The organism is Massilimicrobiota sp. An105 (assembly GCF_002161155.1).
In the GTDB taxonomy this organism is placed as follows: domain Bacteria; phylum Bacillota_I; class Bacilli_A; order Erysipelotrichales; family Coprobacillaceae; genus Allocoprobacillus; species Allocoprobacillus merdigallinarum.
On record NZ_NFLY01000001.1, the window covers coordinates 70759 to 87877 of the forward strand.

Here is a 17119-nt window from a genome sequence, read left to right on the forward strand (position 1 = left end):
AAATTCTGTCTTGTCTAAAAAAATAGCTAATATTTATAAACATTATTCAATTGACCATAATATTCATCTAATATTCTTGCTAATTCTTTTGGATTGTCTTCATTAACAACATGACCTGTTTCTTTAATAATGATGAATTCTGATTGTTGAATATTTTGAGAGAAAAAATAAGCTGATTTCATATTGGCTTTGTCTTTTTCTCCACAAATAATAAACGTTGGACATTTAATCACATTGACTTTATGGCTAAAATCTAAATCCTTCATTGTATTTCCTAAAATAAATGTATCTTTTTTATTGAAAGCCATATTCTTAAATGTTGATTCTGGCAAGAATCTAAAAATAACATTTTGAATACGAAACATGATTTTCGGTACTTTATGTGGCGTTCCAATAAGGACTAATGACTTTACTTTATCAGGAAATTCTATAGCATAGTTCAAAGCTAATATTCCACCTAATGAAAGTCCACATAAATCAATTTGTCCCTCACTTTCATGACAGTACTCAACAAATGAAGAATATAAATGAGAATAGCTTGCTTCTTTCCCATTGAGAATTGTCGATAAATCAGGACATAATATGTCTTTGTTGTTATGCATATTCTTAACGACTTCATTCCAGCTGCTACCTTTATGCCCAGATCCATGAATAAATACTTTTGTCATTTTTCTTCCTCCTACTCATAGCATACATACTTTAAGTATGTATAATTTTATTTAAAATTGCCTTATGATAAGGCAATGTTTTTATTTATAATATGGTAACTTATCAATTTTTTCGATCATTTCTTCATCATAAAGTGGTAACCCCATCTTTCCTAGCATGACAGTGACAAACTTATAACGATTCTTTATATCATCAACATTACCAGGAAACAGTGATGGTATCATCCATAAATCAGTTAATATGAAGAGTTCTGCTAATTCTTTTGGCTGTTCTGTTTTTATAGAACCATCTTCCTGCCCTTCTTGAATCAACTCCAACCAATAGGGAAGCAAATTCTGATAGTTAGATTCAAACATTTTCGCTAAGATTTGAGGATTCTCTAAAAGCGGTAATGCCTGATTAGTTAATTCTACCATCTGTTCATTAGACTGATTGAGTTTGATTGCTAATTTCATTTTCTCTAGACCGTTTAGATCATTTCGTTTTTTGACTATCTCAAAAGGATTATTATGAATGAACATAGTTTCACCTAATTTATTCATGATTTCTTCTTTAGATTCAAAATGATGATAGATAGCACCTTTTGTCATACCTAACTCATCTGCTATATCTTGAATTTTTGTGTTGTCATACCCCTTTTCTAAAAATAGTCGCTTAGAAACTTCTAATATTTTACCGACTGTAACTTCAGGATGTTTATTTCTAGCCATGCTTCCCACCTCTTACATACTCTTGGTATGTATAATTATATATAAAAAACAAAAAAGAGTCAATTTAAACGATAGTCTAAGAAGTCACGGGGTTTTCCAAAACGAATAAGTTTTACGGGAAATCTCTTTTTCTATTTTCTCAATCTATGTTCCAAAATCACGGGAAATTCAATAGCTTGTTGATCATATGTCTCATATAAAAAAATTTAAAGATTGTTCAAACATTTCTTTGTTTTCTTCTATCTAATGCTATATGATTTAGTTATAAAGGTGATAAGTATATATATTACTGATTACTTTAAATCCATTTATTTGGCATCTATTATTAATAGCCACGCTTATTATAGACTGTGTATAATATCTCATAAGATCAACTATTAATTTATTTGCTGATACGTTATTTATTTCATTTTTATATGGTGTATATATACTTTTCAACTATGTTTAAAATGTCAAAATAAAAAGGAATTATTATTTCACGATTGACATTTCATGCTATCTGGTCTTAGTGACCTGTCAAACGTACTATCAGGTAGGAAATCCTACAATTTCATAATCAACAGTACACATTAAAAACAGAATATTAAACATGCTAAATTCTCGACTATAGGTATTAAAAAACGGGAAGGTATTTCTTCCCGTATTAATTTAGAATCTAAAACCCCAAAACCCCATGTTATTTTAGATTACCATTTAAACATACTCAAAGTATCTTTGTTAAATAAGATATTTTATCTTCAATTAACTCAATTTTGTTCTTTCTGTTTTTTTAGTCATACTTTTCGATATTTATAGTAGCTATAGCAGATTGATTCGGTTCCCCAGTCAGAAGATCTTGTGGTGCTGGTATTAGCATCATAAATCCATCTTTTTCATATCGCTTATATCCTTGAGCATAGTTCTCTTCAACTGATATATGCTGTACTTGGCCTATAATCATGGCTGTTATACCTGCTCCGCTCAAATCTTGTATATCTTTTAAAGTACATTCCATATTGATAAAAGCTTCATGAATAACAGGTGCATGTATAGTTTTGGCATGATCAAGTGTCAATTGCCCTACTGAAAATTCATCATCTTCAATTTGATTATGATGAATTGTATTGACAAGTTGATCATAGTAACTAATAGGAAGAAAATTAATACAGAAACATTTATCTCGTTTTATATTTGCATATGTATGCGTATGTTGGTATAAATTCCCCATCACCGCAAAGAAAGCTGTCTTATCTCCATGAAAACTGCTCCAGGAATGAAAACATACATTAGGTTGTCCATTTTCTTTCCAAGTGGTAATGGCAAATAAAACTGTAGGTATACCTGCAGTAACTTCAAAATGTGAAAATAATTCAAACTCCTCTGGATATGAAGGCTTAAAATACTTTGGAAATTCCTTTTCAATCTCTATTTTCATGAACATCCCTCCATAATTTCAATTTACTTCTTTAATGATTTCTTTAAATCTTCAACAAATTGTGTCTGTTGTTTTTTTAAATAAGATTTAACGAATGGTTTCATAAACCATTTTTTAGCTTGTACATCCTCAGTAAATTCTATTTCAGTTTGATTTCCTTTAGGAGTAAAAATACCTATCCAATGCCCTTTCATATTGCTATTTTCCATATCAAATTCCCAACGTTTATACGGTTCTACAACAGTAACAGTAAAAGTAGTAGCAAAATGTTCTTGAGAGTACTCAATAAATTGTTTTTCATTTATGATTTCTGTTTGACTTAAATCACTACGCCATAACTTGTATTTTTCAACATTGAAAACAACTTCCCAGACTTTTTGGATATCATTATCAATCAGTGCTTTTATATGAGAAGTAGGCATTTTTAACACTTCCTTTCAAATAAGGATCTATTTTTTCAAATTTATTAAAGCAGACGGATTATTTTCTAGGATGGTACTTATAATAGAACATTTTTCTAAATCTGAACAATCCCCACAAGTATTAACACCCTTTTTCATTGCACACTGTCGAATACCACACATACTATCACAAAATACAGTTTTCACACCATCAACACGGCATCCTTCACAGTTAATATGTTCAGGAAAAATGGGTGCATTATTCAATTCAGCCCATAGCTTGGCAGTTTTCTTTCTCAACTCCTGATCATTATTGACTGTCGCAAGATATGCATCACAATTTTCACAATCCAATCCGCAATATGCAATCATGTTTTTCATGGTTATATACCTCCACTCGTATTTGTAACTCTCTATAAATTTTTTGTTATATGACATTTTTCATCCAATTATTTAAAAATTCTATTTGCTCATCAGTATGAAACCAATGTTCACCATTTTCCATTACGGTAAGATGTGCATCATGACCATTTATAAACTCATCTACTGTTTTTCTTGATGTTAAATTGTCATGTTCTGCATACAATATCTCAGTTTTAACATTCCATATTATTGGATTGTCTCTAACAAAACATAAGTATTCCCAAGATAATGTTTCTCCAAAATCTGTCTGTATTTCTCTTTTCTCAGCCAATTCTTTTTCTGAAGTATTTGCCCAATTTATCATATCTATTATCAACTGCTCCATATCTAATATCGGAGATATAAATAACGCTTTTTTGATTTTACATTTCTGTAGTGAGTGCATTGCTAGATAGGCACCAATACTATTTGCCAGTATATAAATTTGATCATATTTATTTTGAACATTATTATAAAAATCAACAAATTTATTTTTTACAATCCAAGGAAGATAGTCGTTAAAATCTATTCCGTAAATATCAAAGCCAGGGCAATTTTTCTTATATTGCTCAGCTTCAAGATAATTGCCACCTTTACCATGAATATATATAATAACTTTTTTCAAATGAGTTCCCCTCACTTTCGTTTTTTAATCACCTTCAATGTTCCTTATTCAAATCAAAAAGTACATCTTCATAATCTTTTACATAATACTTTATATTCTTGCGTCCTTTTTTTATAATTGTATGTCCTTCAGCCTCAAGTTTTTCTTTTTGGACTTCTATACCTCCTGGATATTTTGAATTCAATTCTCCATTTGCTTTTAATGTTCGCCAATATGGAGTTTTATCTTCAGTTCGCTGATAACTTGCCCATGCTGCAATAGATACAAAAATCCCTGCGGTGATAGGTTCAGTAAAATCTGCATCGTTCTCTTTTGCGAAAAATTCTCGAATTTTCCCAATGGTGATTACCTTTCCATAAGGTATTTTCTTCATGACTTTATCGTAATCAATTGGTGGAGCAAAATACATATTATTTCCACCATATTTTTCAATACTTTTTTGGTCTGTAATCACCTGAAATTTAGGCATATCTTTATTATCGTGTAACATGGCATTAAAATCCTTTTTTTCTTCATTAGCCATACTTTAACACCTCCTATCTTTATTATAAAGAGATAAAAAATTCAATGCAATGAGACTGTTTGAAATAATGCTTACAATCTCTAGACCATATAAATAACTTCTTTTTGACTATTTTTATTGATTTACTTTAAACACGCATTTACAAATTTCATGGGTACATTCATACGTTCTGCTACTTGTTCAGGTGTCATTCCACTATTTAAGAAACGTTTGCATACGACTTTTAAATTTTCTCCAACTTCGATAATATGCTTATCTGGATCATAGAATCGAACTACACGTTGTCCCCATGAATGTTCTATAACAGGATGTACATATTCAATGTCACACTCTTTTAATTTATCAATAAACTTATCAAAATTATCTTCTTCAAAATAAATTTCAAAATTATTACCTCCAAAGGTGATTTCACTTGCACTGATAAATTCTTTATATGTTTCAACTGTCTGTAAAGACAAACCTCCAGTTAAAGTTTTATTAGCTCCAAAATCCATAATCACATGAAGTCCAAAGACTCTTTTATAAAACTCAACTGATTTATCTATATCAGTGACTACTAACATAGGGTTCTTTAATTTCATTTTTATTTTCTCCTTTATAATGTACTTGATATAATCATTATCCCATTATAAAAAATGTTTGACAATCATTAACTATATCAATAAGAAAATTTAAATCGATGATCTTCCTGATATTGTTTTCTTGATGGATTTCCTTCAACTCTATATATTTTTTTATTTTTAATATCATAAACTACAGACCATACAGTATCTGCACCTTTTCTTCTATCATACTGACACATAAATCCATGCTTTCCAGATAATATATCAAAAATAAGTTCCATTGATAAATCGTTATTTTTTAATGACTGATATGCAATTTGATGTCTTAATGATGAATTCCAGTCATCAATATTGTATTCATTATATTTTTTCATTTGTGACGAGTTAAAGTTGTTTGCTGTAGTAACAAAATTTTCATTTTCTAAAGGATAAATGACCACAACATTTTGACTATTACACTCTACTATTGCAATGTTTCCTAAAGCATCTGCTATTGTTATTGTTTGATTAGAAGCAATGGGAACTGACTTTATAAATTGAATAGCTTCCTGTAGTGTCTGACATTTTTCCAGAATATAGCGAACGAGCATTCCTGCATTTATTCCAGGCATGATATTCTGTGGATAAATAAAAGTCATTCCTATTGCTAAGCCGTATTCATTGATACCATCTTCCATTTCAACAAACGCTGTCGTATTTCCATTAAATGAGTAGCAATTATCTAAATCATACAAACAGTTCATATAAAGTTTCTCTAATTCAACTAAAAAATCACTGTTTCTTCCTAAGATAATTTGATTTTTATCACTGGTTGCCATACACGTACATTTATTATTAAATTCAAAACAGTACATACTCAATAAAAAAGTGAGCATATCTTCATATGATGTTTGCTGTCCATCAGCAATCCCTTTTATTTCATCTAAAATTTCTGGATAATATTTTTCATAAATAGACACACATTGCTTAGCAAATTCCTTTCTTTCTTCATTGACAACAAATGTATGCTGATTCGCAATAATTTTATTATTTTTTCTTAATAAAGTTCCCCAACGAAAACCACAATCATAGTGACTACCTTTGAATCTTCCATGATACATATTATTTTTCCTCCTCGTTTATTTCGAGCAAGATCTTCCTCAATTTCAATCTTAATTGAATAAAAATTTTATGTCAATGAATTAAAATTTATATTGAAATATAGATATTTAAACCCATTATTTAGTCTACGATATATGCAAAAAAAATAAACAAGTATGTTTCAAAAAAACTGCACCTTTTACTAGGCACAGTTTTAATTCATATGTTCAATTGAGATACCTTTTTGTTGAATGAAATATTTAAACAAAATATATGTTCCCCATACACCCCCTACTAGCATTACTTCAAATATTCCTAATATGTGAATCAAATATTTAAAAGTGAAATTCATTAACAACGAAATAAGATGATTGATTCCAAGTAACCAGCAGAGTATTACTGATTGTATAACTAATATTTTTATCATTTCTGTATTATTGCTTCTTAAAGCAATTACAATTGAAACAATAATCGCTATATTCCATAACGAAATTTCACGTTGCCAGCCAACAGATATACCCCAATCTGTAAATGCTTCTCCTATTTGTGGTAAATATAATTGCCATATACTTGCACCAGTACACGCAACTAGCATAAACATTAAATAGTATCTGCTGATTTTTATCATCCTCTTCTTTTCCATAACCTTATGCTCCTTTTGGATTCTTAACACTTCATTTGACCTATTATTCCTGTACAGAATAATTTGAATACATTAATAAATTCTATCTTTGCTTGTTCAATATCCTCATATTCTATTAGAACGTGTCTTAAACAATCTGCTAATACATCTATTATCAATTTTGAATAATGCCCATTTTCTTGCATATGAAAATGTAGCTGTATATGTTCTTGTAATTTTTTTAATAGTTTTTCTTTTCTCTCCAACAAAGAAGAACTCTCTAAATTTAGAATTATAACGACCTTTTTATCAAGAAAACATCTTAACTCACTTTGTTCAAATAATTCATCCAGATGATCTGCATATGCCATTGCTTCATCTTTCGTTAGCATATTATCTTTACCATTATTTATATGCTGATCCATCATATATTCAATGTTTTCTAATGTTGGCAGAATAATTGTTTGTAATAAGAGTTCCTTGTTTTTAAAATAATGATATATATTTCCGAGGCTAGTATTTGCTTTATATGCAATGACTCTCATTGAAGTGTTCTCGTATCCTTTTTTCATGAATTCATCTGTTGCTACTTCGATAATCCTCTGTTCTATATCTTCTTTTTTTGTTTGCATTTTTATCTCCTCCATATTTATAGAATATGGCAAAGATACTCATAATACAATAGATAGTCATTATAAAAAATCATAAATTAAGTTACGTTCATTTTTCAAAACTATAATTACATTACATATAATCCTTTATTAAGAATGTATAGGATTCTTTTATTTTCAACATAAACTATATAATATCAAATTAAAACTGGCATTGAAAAAACTGCACCTTTTTTTGGTACAGTTAAATAATGCCTAATTCGCTTTTTCAAATATCAAATCAATCTTTCTTAAGCATCCTTTTGCATCAATCAACTTTGGGATGTATCCTACATAGGAATACCCGTTTTCTGCATATTCATTGATGATTTTCTTATAATCAGAAGTCATGAGAAACAATACATCTTTAGCTTCATATTTTAATTCAACATATTCATACTGTTTCATATGATTTCCCTCATTATAAATCTCTTACTAACAATACCTTTTTCGTTAGAACCCAAGATACAATGAAGGCAGCCAGTGATACAACTAAAATGATTATATATGTTGATAAGTGATTTCCTAAAAGAAAGAACAAACCAATGAACACTCCGGCAGAAACAGGATAAGCGATAATTGAACCTAGAATACTTTTCGTTTCATCAGTAAGAAAATAGAATGGCAGAATGATTCCGCCTGCAAGCAATGCCATGGCGACACTGACACATACAAATACCATTGCACCATCACTGCTTTTTCCAATGACAGTTGAAGCGATATAACCAAAAATGATTCCAAATGCCAATCCAATTAAACTTAATCCTAAATAAGAAATGTATTTACTATCAGCATATGCTCCTCTAGAAATCTGAGTCGTTAAGACTGTTTTGATCCATCCTGATGTCTTATCTAAAGTAATCGTCGTTGTAACGATCATTCCTAATAATACTGTTGCCAATACGGTTAACACCCATGGTGTTGAAAGATAAGATAGACTTGCTCCAATAACAACAAATACGACTGCTAAGATAAGCAAACTGCTTTTGATAATGTAATAATCTTTTAATAATAAACCTTTCATCTAGTTCGCCCCCCTCGTACATACATCAGCATGATTTCATCAATATTAGCAGGTATAACCATTGCTTTTGGATATTTCTTTTCGGCTTTCTGTCTGTCAGCTACCAATACCTGCCATTCATAATCCTGTTTTCTATATGCGATAATTTCTTCCTTATCCAATGCATCAAATTGAGCTGCACCACATTTAATAATGCCATATTTTTCTAACAGTTCATCTTTAGGTTTTGAGAAAATGATCTTACCTTCATGAATGAATACAATATAATCAGCTATTTTTTCTAAATCGCTTGTGATATGAGATGAAACCAAAACAGAATGTTCTTCATCCTGAATAAAGTCTAAAAGCATGTCTAATATTTCATCTCTAATGATAGGATCTAAACCACTTGTCGCTTCATCAAGAATCAATAGTTTTGAATGATGTGAAAAAGCAACAGATATGGAATATTTCATCTTCATTCCTTTAGAGAAATTCTTGATTTTTTTGTTCATTGGCAATTTGAAATTAGAAAGCATTTTTTCATATGTGTTCATATCCCATGTACTATAAATATTTGCAAAAACTTTTCCAAGCTGTTTTGGATTGAGGACATCTGGATAATTGTTTCCATCAAATACAACACCGATTTCATCTTTAGAGACTTCATCAATATTGGAATTTCCTAGCATTGTTATTGTTCCACTATCTTTTTTAGTCAAACCTAATATAGAATTAATAGTTGTACTTTTTCCTGCCCCATTTTCACCAATCAATCCTACTATGCTCCCCTCAGGAACGCTAAAAGAAATATTATTTAAAGTAAAGTCTTTATAATGTTTTGTAACACCATCAAGTTTTAATGCTAATTTCTCCATAATCTTAATCCTCCTCATATAACAAAGATAATAAAGACTGTAGTTGATCAAGTTTTATTCCACTGACTTTTGCTATTTCTATAGCTTCTGTAAAATGCTCTTCAATCCTTTTTTGTTGTTCCTCTAAATAGAAATCTTGGTTTTGTGCAGATACAAAACATCCTTTTCCAGCGGTTGTTTCAATAAAACCGTCTGCTTGAAGAGCATCATATGCTTTCTGTACTGTTAAAACACTAATATGCAATGATTTTGCAAGTCCTCGAATAGAAGGAAGTGCTTCCCCAGCTTTTAATTCTCCACTCATGATTAAAGCTTTTATTTGTGATGAAATCTGTTCATAGATAGGAACGCTCGCATGATTATTTATAAATATTTCCATTCAATCACCGTCCTTTTGTATTATACTGTATTACCTTTACAAGTACAGTATAATACTGTTATGCACAGATGTCAATATGCTTATGAAAAAATTCAGTTTATACTCATTTTCAATCTTTTTATATTCATTTTTTCTGACAAAAGAAGATAAATAAAAAAATGACACGATTGATTTCAAAAATGATAATTATAATAGTTACCACTTTAAAAAGTAATCAAAACAATGAATATTTAACTTTTTATTCAAATAGCGTTATAATAAAAATATATAGTGGAGGTAGGAATATGCAAGAAATCAATCCTAAAGATACCAATCGAGCTAAAAGTTTTGAACTCTATATCAATGCTCCAATGCCTATGGTGACAATATTCAAAACATTAGATATATCTCATTTAATGAAATTAAAAAAAGACGGATATAAGTTAAACATGCTGATGTGCTATTGTATTGCATTAGCTGCAAGTGAAATCAAAGAGTTTTATTTATTACCAATAGGTCAAAAAATGTTTCAGTATGACAAGATAGGATTAAATGTCATTGTTGCAAATAACTCTGGCACTATAAATACTTGTGATATTCCATTTTCTTCAAATTTAGAAGAGTTTAATCAGTCATATCTTCAATTAACCAAGAAAGTCTATGAAACTTGCCAAGATTATGAAATCGAAGATCATATGATTATTGGAACATCCAGTTTAATCAAATATGATATTGATGGCATCATTAACATGTATAGTGGTATATTTAATAATCCGTTTATGCTATGGGGAAAATATAAAGAAAATAAACAAATAACAGAACTCAAAATATCTTTTCAATTTCACCATGTACAGATGGATGGTATGGAAGCTTGTGAATTCTTAGATCTTTTACAACATAAAATCAATCAATTAGCTATATAAAGGAAAGGTGATCAAAATGAGAATCAAATAATCTGCAAGGCTATCATATTAGCCTTGCGATAAAACAATTTTCAATTTATAGGAGGCTAACAATATGAGCTATTTTCAATATTATGATAAAAATATCTATTATTCTGTTATTGGCAAAGGAATACCTTTAATGTTGCTTCATGGAAATACTGCATCATCAAAGATGTTCACATTTCTTCTAGATCTATATAAAAATGATTTTCAGATCATTCTCATTGATTTTTTAGGAAATGGGCTATCTGAGCGTATTGATAAATTTCCTGAAAATATTTGGGTTGATCAGGGTTATCAAATCATAGCCCTAGCAAATCATTTAAATATCGATAATATTAATCTTTTGGGAACAAGCGGTGGTGCATATGCCGCCATTAATGCTGCTTTAGAAGCACCTAAACGATTTCATAAAGTCATCGCAGATAGTTTTGATGGCAGAACACTTCCATCTGGTTTTGCAGAAGGTCTTATAAAAGAAAGAGAATTTGCGAAATCAGATGAACAGTCAAGAGGTTTTTATGAATGGTGTCAAGGAGATGACTGGGAAGAAGTCACCGATAAAGATACAGAAACACTTATTAACCTAGGAAAGAAAAATATTCCTTTATTTATTTCTCATATATCTGATATAAAGATTCCATTATTAATGAGTGCAAGTAAAACTGATGAAATGTTGAATAATGATTTAGAAAGTGAATTTCATGAGATTGCAAAAAACAATCCACTTATTCAATATAAAATATGGGAAGATGGTCATCATCCTTTGATTGCTACAAAGGCACTAGAAACCGCACAAATGGTTATCAATTTTATTCATCAATAACAGACAAAAGGCTGTACGAGTGAGAATGTATCAATTCTCATGACTCGTCACAGCCTTTTAGTCTTTCTCATACCCATTTTTCTTATAAAAGAAGATAAATAATAAAATTGCAAGAATGATTTCTATAACCATAACAATCATACCACTCAATTCTACATATGGAGTTTGATGAGATGCTATGTTTGATATCATTTCCATAATCGCTCCCGTAAATATGAAATGCGAAACTGTTTTGAAACTTTCAATGATTGTTGAAAACATTGGCACTAGCATTAATGTTAATATGAATGGTGTCGTTATTGTTGATGTACTGACTTGATCTTTTGCAAATATTCCTAACAACATACCAAGGATACAGCTTGTCAGTGTTCCTAGTATTGTCATAACCGTAAACCAGATCCATTGAGTTAATGTCAAAGTCATTCCACTGATGGGTACTAAGATGAAGTTGATAACTGCTGTGAAGAAAAAGACTGGTAGAATACTACCTATAAAGAATTCCAATGCATTAACAGATGATGTCATCAGAACTCTTAGCGTTTTCTTTTCCTTTTCTTCTGCTAATAATAAGCTACAACAATAAATCCCATTTCCTCCTATATTGGTCACAAGCCCCATTGCTAGTGCTTCACCGTTCAAAACCGCATTAAACGTACCATCATTTGCGACATTCTGAAACAAGAATCGATACATTATGGTACAACCAATCGCAAATATTGGCATAATGATACAGTTCTTCTTAAAAAACGCTCTCGTTTTCATTTCAATGATAGCTACTAGTTTGTTGATATGAATTGTTTTCATGATAACTCCCTCCCTGTCACTTCTAAAAATACAGTTTCTAATGTTGGTTCACATGAATGAATCGTTTCTATTTCTTCTTGAATGAGCCACTTTGAAATCTGATTCGAATTTTCAGGATTCTGTTCCATGAGATAGTTATTTCCATCTCTAAGTTTAATTTTGTATTTTTTCTGCTGATTATATTTCAAGCATAGTTCTTCTGGTGTTCCATATTCTACAATTGTTCCATTATTCAGTAATGCAACATAATCACATAGTTTTGTGGCTTCTTCCATGTTATGAGTCGTTAAAAAGATTGCCATTCCCTCTTCTTTTAACTGTTTTAATAGTTTATGAATTTCCATTGCTGTTGATGGATCCAGACCAGAAGTTGGTTCATCCAAAAATAACACTCTTGGATTATGCAAAATAGCTCTTGCGAGAATTAATCGCTGTGCCTGCCCCTTAGATAACTTGCTAGCCAGTTTCTGTCGATGCTCCCATAAATCAACCTTCTTTAAAATCTCTTCTATATTTATTTTTTTAACTCCTAAAATTTTCGCAAACATTTCAAGATTTTGATAAACACTCACATAATCATAAATTCCACTTGTATCAGTGACAATTCCAATTTGCTCATAAATTGTTTCATCTATTTGTTTGGAATTAATCCCTAAAATATAAGCTTCTCCAGATGTCTGATGTAATTGTCCTGTAATGATTTTAATAGTTGTTGTCTTTCCAGCACCGCTTGGTCCTAAAAAGCCTAGGATTTCACCTTTATGCAGTTTAGCAGTGATATCCTTTAAAACTGGTGTCTGATTAAATTGTTTTGAAATATGATCTAAACGAATCACTTCTTTATCCATAGATAATCCCTCCTTACAAGAGCAATATATCAGAATGGAGAAAGTTTGTGATTCATTTTTCCTAATCGGTATGTCTCACTTCCTAAAATGAAAAAGAACTACTGATTCACACGTTTCAATAGTTCTGATTTCATTCTTCTGGATATAGCACATTCGCTATTTCCAATTCTTACAATATTCCTCTTAAGATCGATATGATCTATTTTGTTGATTGCTATTAGATAAGAGCGATGAATTTTTAGAAAGTTTTTTCCTAGTTCCTTTTCAATATCACTTAAATTGCCAATAAACTCAATTCGCTGATGAAGACCATGCAAAATCACAAAATGAGAACGGGAGGATGTTTCAAAGAATAGAATATCATCAATAGGAATATGACGAATCATATCACCGCTGCGAAATGTATAACACTCTACCGGATCTTTTCTTTCTTCCTGTAGTCGCAAAGTGATTGATTGCAAGCATTCTGAAATACTATCCTTAAGCTTATCTTCATCTTTCACAATATAATCAAATGCTTCTATATGATACTGGAATGTTTTATAAGCTAAATCCTTAAAGCTCGTGATATAGACAATTGTCGCATTAGGATCCATGCTTCTAATCTCTTTTCCTAATAGAAATCCATCATACTCTGGATGTTTTAATTCTACATCCAAAAAATAGATATTGCGTCTATCTTTACATGTACGCATTTTTTCTAATAATGCTATTGGACTGTCAAATGAACCCTCTATACAAAAATCATATGCATGAATGATAATTTCTTTTTCTATAAGTTCTTTGATTCTATTTAAAATTACAGTTTCATCATCACAAAGAAAGATTTTTATCATTAGTCCTACTCCTCTCTAGAATCGTTATTTCCTGAATAAATCTATCATTTTCGCACATGACATTGTGTATGATATTGGGATATTTCACGATTATTTTTTCCAGACTTGAAAGTCCCATTCCTCTTGTACTTCCTTTTGTTGAATACCCCGGTTTACTGATTTCATGAATGTCTATCTGTTCATGAATGGTATTTTCAACACGCAAATATAGTCCTGAATCCTGCTGAAGCATAATAATAACAACCTCTCCATAATATGCCTCAACTTCCTCAATACTATTATCTAATAGAATACCTAGAATACGTGTATAATCCATAACATTCATGTTGATAGATTTGATTTCATATAATATCTCTAGTTTAACAGGTATTTTCTTTTTTTGCATAATGGTAAGTTTTTCCATAAGTAATGATTTGATTTCACTTACCTTAATATTTGATAGCTGTGTAACAAGATTCATTTTTTCCCCTATGGAGTCATCAAAATCATTCATCATTTGGGATAATCTTTGTTCGATTTCTTGTACATTGCCTTCTTTGCTTTGCAAATACAATGAAACCATCATGTTGTGATAATCATGTTTAAATTCTCTCATGTTCTGCTGAATCAATTCCAGTGATTGAATATAAAGATTTTGTTGCTGTAACATCATACTCAAATATTTCTGCTGTTCTTTTGCTTGAACACTTTGGATAACGAAATAGAATAAAGCAAGGAAAAATATGCCAACAAATGTCAGTATGAATTGTTCTATTGCCATGAATCCTGGTTCTTCTCTTTGAATGATCATCTGCATTGCTGGAAAAATCAACAAAAATCCAATAGATAATCCGATAGTTTTAGGATACGATATAGGATGTTCCTCCAGCATATTTACATATGTATGGATATGACTTCGTTTGATTAGATAATCAATGACCATATATGTTAAAAACAAATTCACATAAGCAAGCAGATAATAGAGTATGTGCTGATTATTGGAAAGCAAATAAGTCATGTTATTAAATGTATAGATGATCAGCTGATATAAGGACCATAAAAGTGAAAAAAGGAATATAGATAACTTTAGATTTCTATCAAGCAGTAAATAAATCATAATCTCAAAAACCACAATATTAGATACATTCGCAAAGACATAATAAATTGCACTACTACTATTCAAAAAGGAATTTAAAGAAGGAAAAAGTATCTGCAGTATACCAAACAGAGGTGTGTAGACAACACAGGATAATAGTGTTACTCCGAATGCTTTCAGATAATTGACTTGCGTATATCTTATTTTTTGATAAAGGATGAGGATCAAAAATGCTAAAAGAAAATTTAAAATCAAATTTTCTAAAATAGTTACTAACATATTGTTATCTCCTGAATAAATTCATTATTTTCTGCTCTTGTTTCCATCGTTATATTTTCACTGTGATGAATCATTTCTTGAAGTATACTTAATCCCATACCTCTATTATTTCCTTTTGTAGAATATCCTTCTTGAAATATTTTCTCGCAGTCAATTTCTCTACAAATCGTATTACTGATTGTCATTGTCAGCTGACCATTGGTTGCCGCAAGAAAAACAAGATGAATTTTACCATCATTCTCTTTCACTTCTTCCATTGCGTTATCAATAAGAATTCCTAGACAGCGTATGAAATCAAATGCTGGCATATTTATTTTAGAAAATGGATATAATACTTCTAACTTTACTGAAATGTTTGATTTTTGCATCTCAGTTATTTTCTTCATCAGTAGACTCTTCACTTCTGGAATTTGAATACTAGCTAACTGATTGGTTATGTTCATTTTCTTTCCAATGTGTTCATCAAAATCATTGATCATTGTTTTTAATGATTTCTCTACATTTTCTATATCTCCTTTTTGGCTTGATAAATATAGTGATGACATCTGATTTTGATAGTCATGTCGAAAAATACGCATTTGTTTTTGAATATCTTCTAATTCATTGATATACATGTTTTGCTGGTCAACAATCATGTTTTTTAATTCTTCACTTTCTTTTTGGAGCTGTTGAAGTCTTACTCTTCTCGTAAAAGAAATAACTCCTACATACATAAAGACATACGTTAAAATATTAATGGCTACTGTATTAAGTTCAATGCTTTGTGAAATTTCCATTCCGCATATCAACAAGAAAACAGCCACTTCAAAAAATATCATTTTCCATGTTTTTCTATATTTTTTGAGAATGTTTTGCATAACATTTTCTAATTCAAACTTTTTATAGATCCAAAGCATTAGATAATAATAGACAATAAAGCCTACTGCATTTGATAACGTATTGCCAATACTTAAGATTTGTGGAGAAATATTGAAAATAATGCAAACATATTGCCAGAGTGATACCAATATCAAAGCAATCGGAAATGATATCATAAGAAAGAAAAGATATAAGACTGTAACTCTCATCATAATTTCTTTTATATTTTGTCTTTCAAGTAGAATGATTGTACAACAATTAAGCGTTATACTGATAATTGTACTAAAAGAAAGAGGTCCAAAATGATAACGATAATAAAGAGGATATAAAATAAATGAATGAAAACAACTAACAACAAAACCAAATATAAATAATAATAACTTTGATTTCTCTTTTTTGGTCGTTTTATAATAAAGCATAAAGAAGAAAAACTCAGAAAAAGCATTTAGTAATGTCATTTGTAGCATCGTATTCACCTCAATATCATCTCTTGTCATTCATTATATCAATATTTTAAGTAGTGGTAAAAACATTTTTATTAAATTGATCTCTTACTAAAACAAAAATAAAATAATATTTGTTATCATTACAGAAAAAACAATTTGTTTTGATAAGCAAGCCAAGATAAAAAAAGTGCAAAAATCATTAAAAAAATAACCCAATATTCTTTATTATTTCATAAGATGCAAAAAAGCTCGATAAAATCGAGCCTTCCGTATTCTATAATAAATATTTTTAAATATTATCCTGT

At 30.1% G+C, this 17119-nt stretch carries 22 protein-coding genes; 2 read left to right on the forward strand and 20 right to left on the reverse strand.

Annotated features, from left to right (window positions below):
* Positions 1-26: 26 nt before the first annotated feature.
* The 15 genes from B5E48_RS00390 to B5E48_RS00460 all read right to left on the reverse strand — a co-directional run bounded on the left by B5E48_RS00390 (position 27) and on the right by B5E48_RS00460 (position 9919).
* Positions 27-668 carry an alpha/beta fold hydrolase gene (locus B5E48_RS00390; protein WP_087303707.1) on the reverse strand — a complete coding sequence of 214 codons (642 nt, stop codon included), beginning with the start codon at positions 666-668 and terminating at the stop codon, positions 27-29.
* 81 nt (positions 669-749) lie between these two features.
* Positions 750-1379, reverse strand: a complete 630-nt coding sequence (locus B5E48_RS00395; RefSeq protein ID WP_087303708.1) for a TetR/AcrR family transcriptional regulator — start codon at positions 1377-1379, stop codon at positions 750-752.
* A 769-nt stretch (positions 1380-2148) separates the two neighbouring features.
* Entirely contained in the window at positions 2149-2793 is a 645-nt protein-coding gene (locus tag B5E48_RS00400; protein ID WP_087303709.1) for a flavin reductase family protein, read from the reverse strand.
* 23 nt (positions 2794-2816) lie between these two features.
* Positions 2817-3215, reverse strand: coding sequence for an SRPBCC family protein (locus B5E48_RS00405; protein WP_087303710.1), 399 nt, complete (start codon positions 3213-3215; stop codon positions 2817-2819).
* Positions 3216-3242: 27 nt separating this feature from the next.
* On the reverse strand, positions 3243-3575 hold the full coding sequence (locus tag B5E48_RS00410; RefSeq protein ID WP_087303711.1) for a DUF3795 domain-containing protein: 333 nt from the start codon (positions 3573-3575) through the stop codon (positions 3243-3245).
* A 46-nt stretch (positions 3576-3621) separates the two neighbouring features.
* Positions 3622-4221, reverse strand: a complete 600-nt coding sequence (locus B5E48_RS00415; RefSeq protein ID WP_087303712.1) for an alpha/beta hydrolase — start codon at positions 4219-4221, stop codon at positions 3622-3624.
* 34 nt (positions 4222-4255) lie between these two features.
* Positions 4256-4744 (reverse strand): MGMT family protein, encoded by a 489-nt coding sequence (locus tag B5E48_RS00420; protein ID WP_087297447.1) that lies wholly within the window; start codon positions 4742-4744, stop codon positions 4256-4258.
* A 122-nt stretch (positions 4745-4866) separates the two neighbouring features.
* The gene (locus tag B5E48_RS00425) at positions 4867-5325 is read right to left on the reverse strand and encodes a VOC family protein (RefSeq protein ID WP_087303713.1); all 459 of its coding nucleotides are present in this window, start codon (positions 5323-5325) and stop codon (positions 4867-4869) included.
* A 77-nt stretch (positions 5326-5402) separates the two neighbouring features.
* Positions 5403-6407 carry a C45 family autoproteolytic acyltransferase/hydrolase gene (locus B5E48_RS00430; protein ID WP_087303714.1) on the reverse strand — a complete coding sequence of 335 codons (1005 nt, stop codon included), beginning with the start codon at positions 6405-6407 and terminating at the stop codon, positions 5403-5405.
* A gap of 194 nt (positions 6408-6601) precedes the next feature.
* Positions 6602-7030, reverse strand: coding sequence for a hypothetical protein (locus tag B5E48_RS00435; protein ID WP_087303715.1), 429 nt, complete (start codon positions 7028-7030; stop codon positions 6602-6604).
* 23 nt (positions 7031-7053) lie between these two features.
* Positions 7054-7641 carry a TetR/AcrR family transcriptional regulator gene (locus B5E48_RS00440; RefSeq protein ID WP_158097238.1) on the reverse strand — a complete coding sequence of 196 codons (588 nt, stop codon included), beginning with the start codon at positions 7639-7641 and terminating at the stop codon, positions 7054-7056.
* A gap of 234 nt (positions 7642-7875) precedes the next feature.
* Complete coding sequence (locus tag B5E48_RS00445) at positions 7876-8067, reverse strand: DUF4177 domain-containing protein (RefSeq protein WP_087303717.1); 192 nt, start codon at positions 8065-8067, stop codon at positions 7876-7878.
* A gap of 13 nt (positions 8068-8080) precedes the next feature.
* Positions 8081-8683, reverse strand: coding sequence for an ABC-2 transporter permease (locus B5E48_RS00450; protein ID WP_087303718.1), 603 nt, complete (start codon positions 8681-8683; stop codon positions 8081-8083).
* A complete protein-coding gene (locus B5E48_RS00455) occupies positions 8680-9540 on the reverse strand; it encodes an ABC transporter ATP-binding protein (protein ID WP_087303719.1) in 861 nt (286 codons plus the stop codon). The genes B5E48_RS00450 and B5E48_RS00455 overlap by 4 nt, the downstream gene beginning before the upstream one ends.
* Before the next feature lie 4 nt (positions 9541-9544).
* The gene (locus B5E48_RS00460) at positions 9545-9919 is read right to left on the reverse strand and encodes a GntR family transcriptional regulator (RefSeq protein WP_087303720.1); all 375 of its coding nucleotides are present in this window, start codon (positions 9917-9919) and stop codon (positions 9545-9547) included.
* 284 nt (positions 9920-10203) lie between these two features.
* Between B5E48_RS00460 and B5E48_RS00465 the strand changes: the two genes are divergently transcribed.
* Positions 10204-10821, forward strand: a complete 618-nt coding sequence (locus tag B5E48_RS00465) for a CatA-like O-acetyltransferase, family 2 (RefSeq protein WP_087303721.1) — start codon at positions 10204-10206, stop codon at positions 10819-10821.
* A 94-nt stretch (positions 10822-10915) separates the two neighbouring features.
* Positions 10916-11668: an alpha/beta fold hydrolase gene (locus B5E48_RS00470; protein ID WP_087303722.1), complete on the forward strand. Its 753-nt coding sequence runs from the start codon at positions 10916-10918 to the stop codon at positions 11666-11668.
* Positions 11669-11725: 57 nt separating this feature from the next.
* Here the strand turns inward: B5E48_RS00470 and B5E48_RS00475 are convergent, their stop codons facing one another.
* The 5 genes from B5E48_RS00475 to B5E48_RS00495 all read right to left on the reverse strand — a co-directional run bounded on the left by B5E48_RS00475 (position 11726) and on the right by B5E48_RS00495 (position 16835).
* Complete coding sequence (locus tag B5E48_RS00475) at positions 11726-12472, reverse strand: ABC transporter permease (protein WP_087303723.1); 747 nt, start codon at positions 12470-12472, stop codon at positions 11726-11728.
* Positions 12469-13320, reverse strand: coding sequence for an ABC transporter ATP-binding protein (locus B5E48_RS00480; protein ID WP_087303724.1), 852 nt, complete (start codon positions 13318-13320; stop codon positions 12469-12471). Before B5E48_RS00480 ends, B5E48_RS00475 begins: the two co-directional genes overlap by 4 nt.
* A 98-nt stretch (positions 13321-13418) precedes the next feature.
* A complete protein-coding gene (locus B5E48_RS00485; protein ID WP_087303725.1) occupies positions 13419-14156 on the reverse strand; it encodes a LytR/AlgR family response regulator transcription factor in 738 nt (245 codons plus the stop codon).
* On the reverse strand, positions 14134-15510 hold the full coding sequence (locus B5E48_RS00490) for a GHKL domain-containing protein (protein WP_087303726.1): 1377 nt from the start codon (positions 15508-15510) through the stop codon (positions 14134-14136). Before B5E48_RS00490 ends, B5E48_RS00485 begins: the two co-directional genes overlap by 23 nt.
* The gene (locus B5E48_RS00495) at positions 15504-16835 is read right to left on the reverse strand and encodes a sensor histidine kinase (RefSeq protein WP_158097239.1); all 1332 of its coding nucleotides are present in this window, start codon (positions 16833-16835) and stop codon (positions 15504-15506) included. The genes B5E48_RS00490 and B5E48_RS00495 overlap by 7 nt, the downstream gene beginning before the upstream one ends.
* Between the last annotated feature and the right edge of the window lie 284 nt (positions 16836-17119).

Coding starts and splice junctions, on each gene's coding strand:
- B5E48_RS00390 (WP_087303707.1), bottom strand. CDS start 668: ATGACAAAAGTATTTATTCATGGATCTGGGCATAAAGGTAGCAGCTGG.
- B5E48_RS00395 (WP_087303708.1), bottom strand. CDS start 1,379: ATGGCTAGAAATAAACATCCTGAAGTTACAGTCGGTAAAATATTAGAA.
- B5E48_RS00400 (WP_087303709.1), bottom strand. CDS start 2,793: ATGAAAATAGAGATTGAAAAGGAATTTCCAAAGTATTTTAAGCCTTCA.
- B5E48_RS00405 (WP_087303710.1), bottom strand. CDS start 3,215: ATGCCTACTTCTCATATAAAAGCACTGATTGATAATGATATCCAAAAA.
- B5E48_RS00410 (WP_087303711.1), bottom strand. CDS start 3,575: ATGAAAAACATGATTGCATATTGCGGATTGGATTGTGAAAATTGTGAT.
- B5E48_RS00420 (WP_087297447.1), bottom strand. CDS start 4,744: ATGGCTAATGAAGAAAAAAAGGATTTTAATGCCATGTTACACGATAAT.
- B5E48_RS00425 (WP_087303713.1), bottom strand. CDS start 5,325: ATGAAATTAAAGAACCCTATGTTAGTAGTCACTGATATAGATAAATCA.
- B5E48_RS00430 (WP_087303714.1), bottom strand. CDS start 6,407: ATGTATCATGGAAGATTCAAAGGTAGTCACTATGATTGTGGTTTTCGT.
- B5E48_RS00435 (WP_087303715.1), bottom strand. CDS start 7,030: ATGGAAAAGAAGAGGATGATAAAAATCAGCAGATACTATTTAATGTTT.
- B5E48_RS00440 (WP_158097238.1), bottom strand. CDS start 7,641: ATGCAAACAAAAAAAGAAGATATAGAACAGAGGATTATCGAAGTAGCA.
- B5E48_RS00445 (WP_087303717.1), bottom strand. CDS start 8,067: ATGAAACAGTATGAATATGTTGAATTAAAATATGAAGCTAAAGATGTA.
- B5E48_RS00450 (WP_087303718.1), bottom strand. CDS start 8,683: ATGAAAGGTTTATTATTAAAAGATTATTACATTATCAAAAGCAGTTTG.
- B5E48_RS00455 (WP_087303719.1), bottom strand. CDS start 9,540: ATGGAGAAATTAGCATTAAAACTTGATGGTGTTACAAAACATTATAAA.
- B5E48_RS00460 (WP_087303720.1), bottom strand. CDS start 9,919: ATGGAAATATTTATAAATAATCATGCGAGCGTTCCTATCTATGAACAG.
- B5E48_RS00465 (WP_087303721.1), top strand. CDS start 10,204: ATGCAAGAAATCAATCCTAAAGATACCAATCGAGCTAAAAGTTTTGAA.
- B5E48_RS00470 (WP_087303722.1), top strand. CDS start 10,916: ATGAGCTATTTTCAATATTATGATAAAAATATCTATTATTCTGTTATT.
- B5E48_RS00475 (WP_087303723.1), bottom strand. CDS start 12,472: ATGAAAACAATTCATATCAACAAACTAGTAGCTATCATTGAAATGAAA.
- B5E48_RS00480 (WP_087303724.1), bottom strand. CDS start 13,320: ATGGATAAAGAAGTGATTCGTTTAGATCATATTTCAAAACAATTTAAT.
- B5E48_RS00485 (WP_087303725.1), bottom strand. CDS start 14,156: ATGATAAAAATCTTTCTTTGTGATGATGAAACTGTAATTTTAAATAGA.
- B5E48_RS00490 (WP_087303726.1), bottom strand. CDS start 15,510: ATGTTAGTAACTATTTTAGAAAATTTGATTTTAAATTTTCTTTTAGCA.
- B5E48_RS00495 (WP_158097239.1), bottom strand. CDS start 16,835: ATGCTACAAATGACATTACTAAATGCTTTTTCTGAGTTTTTCTTCTTT.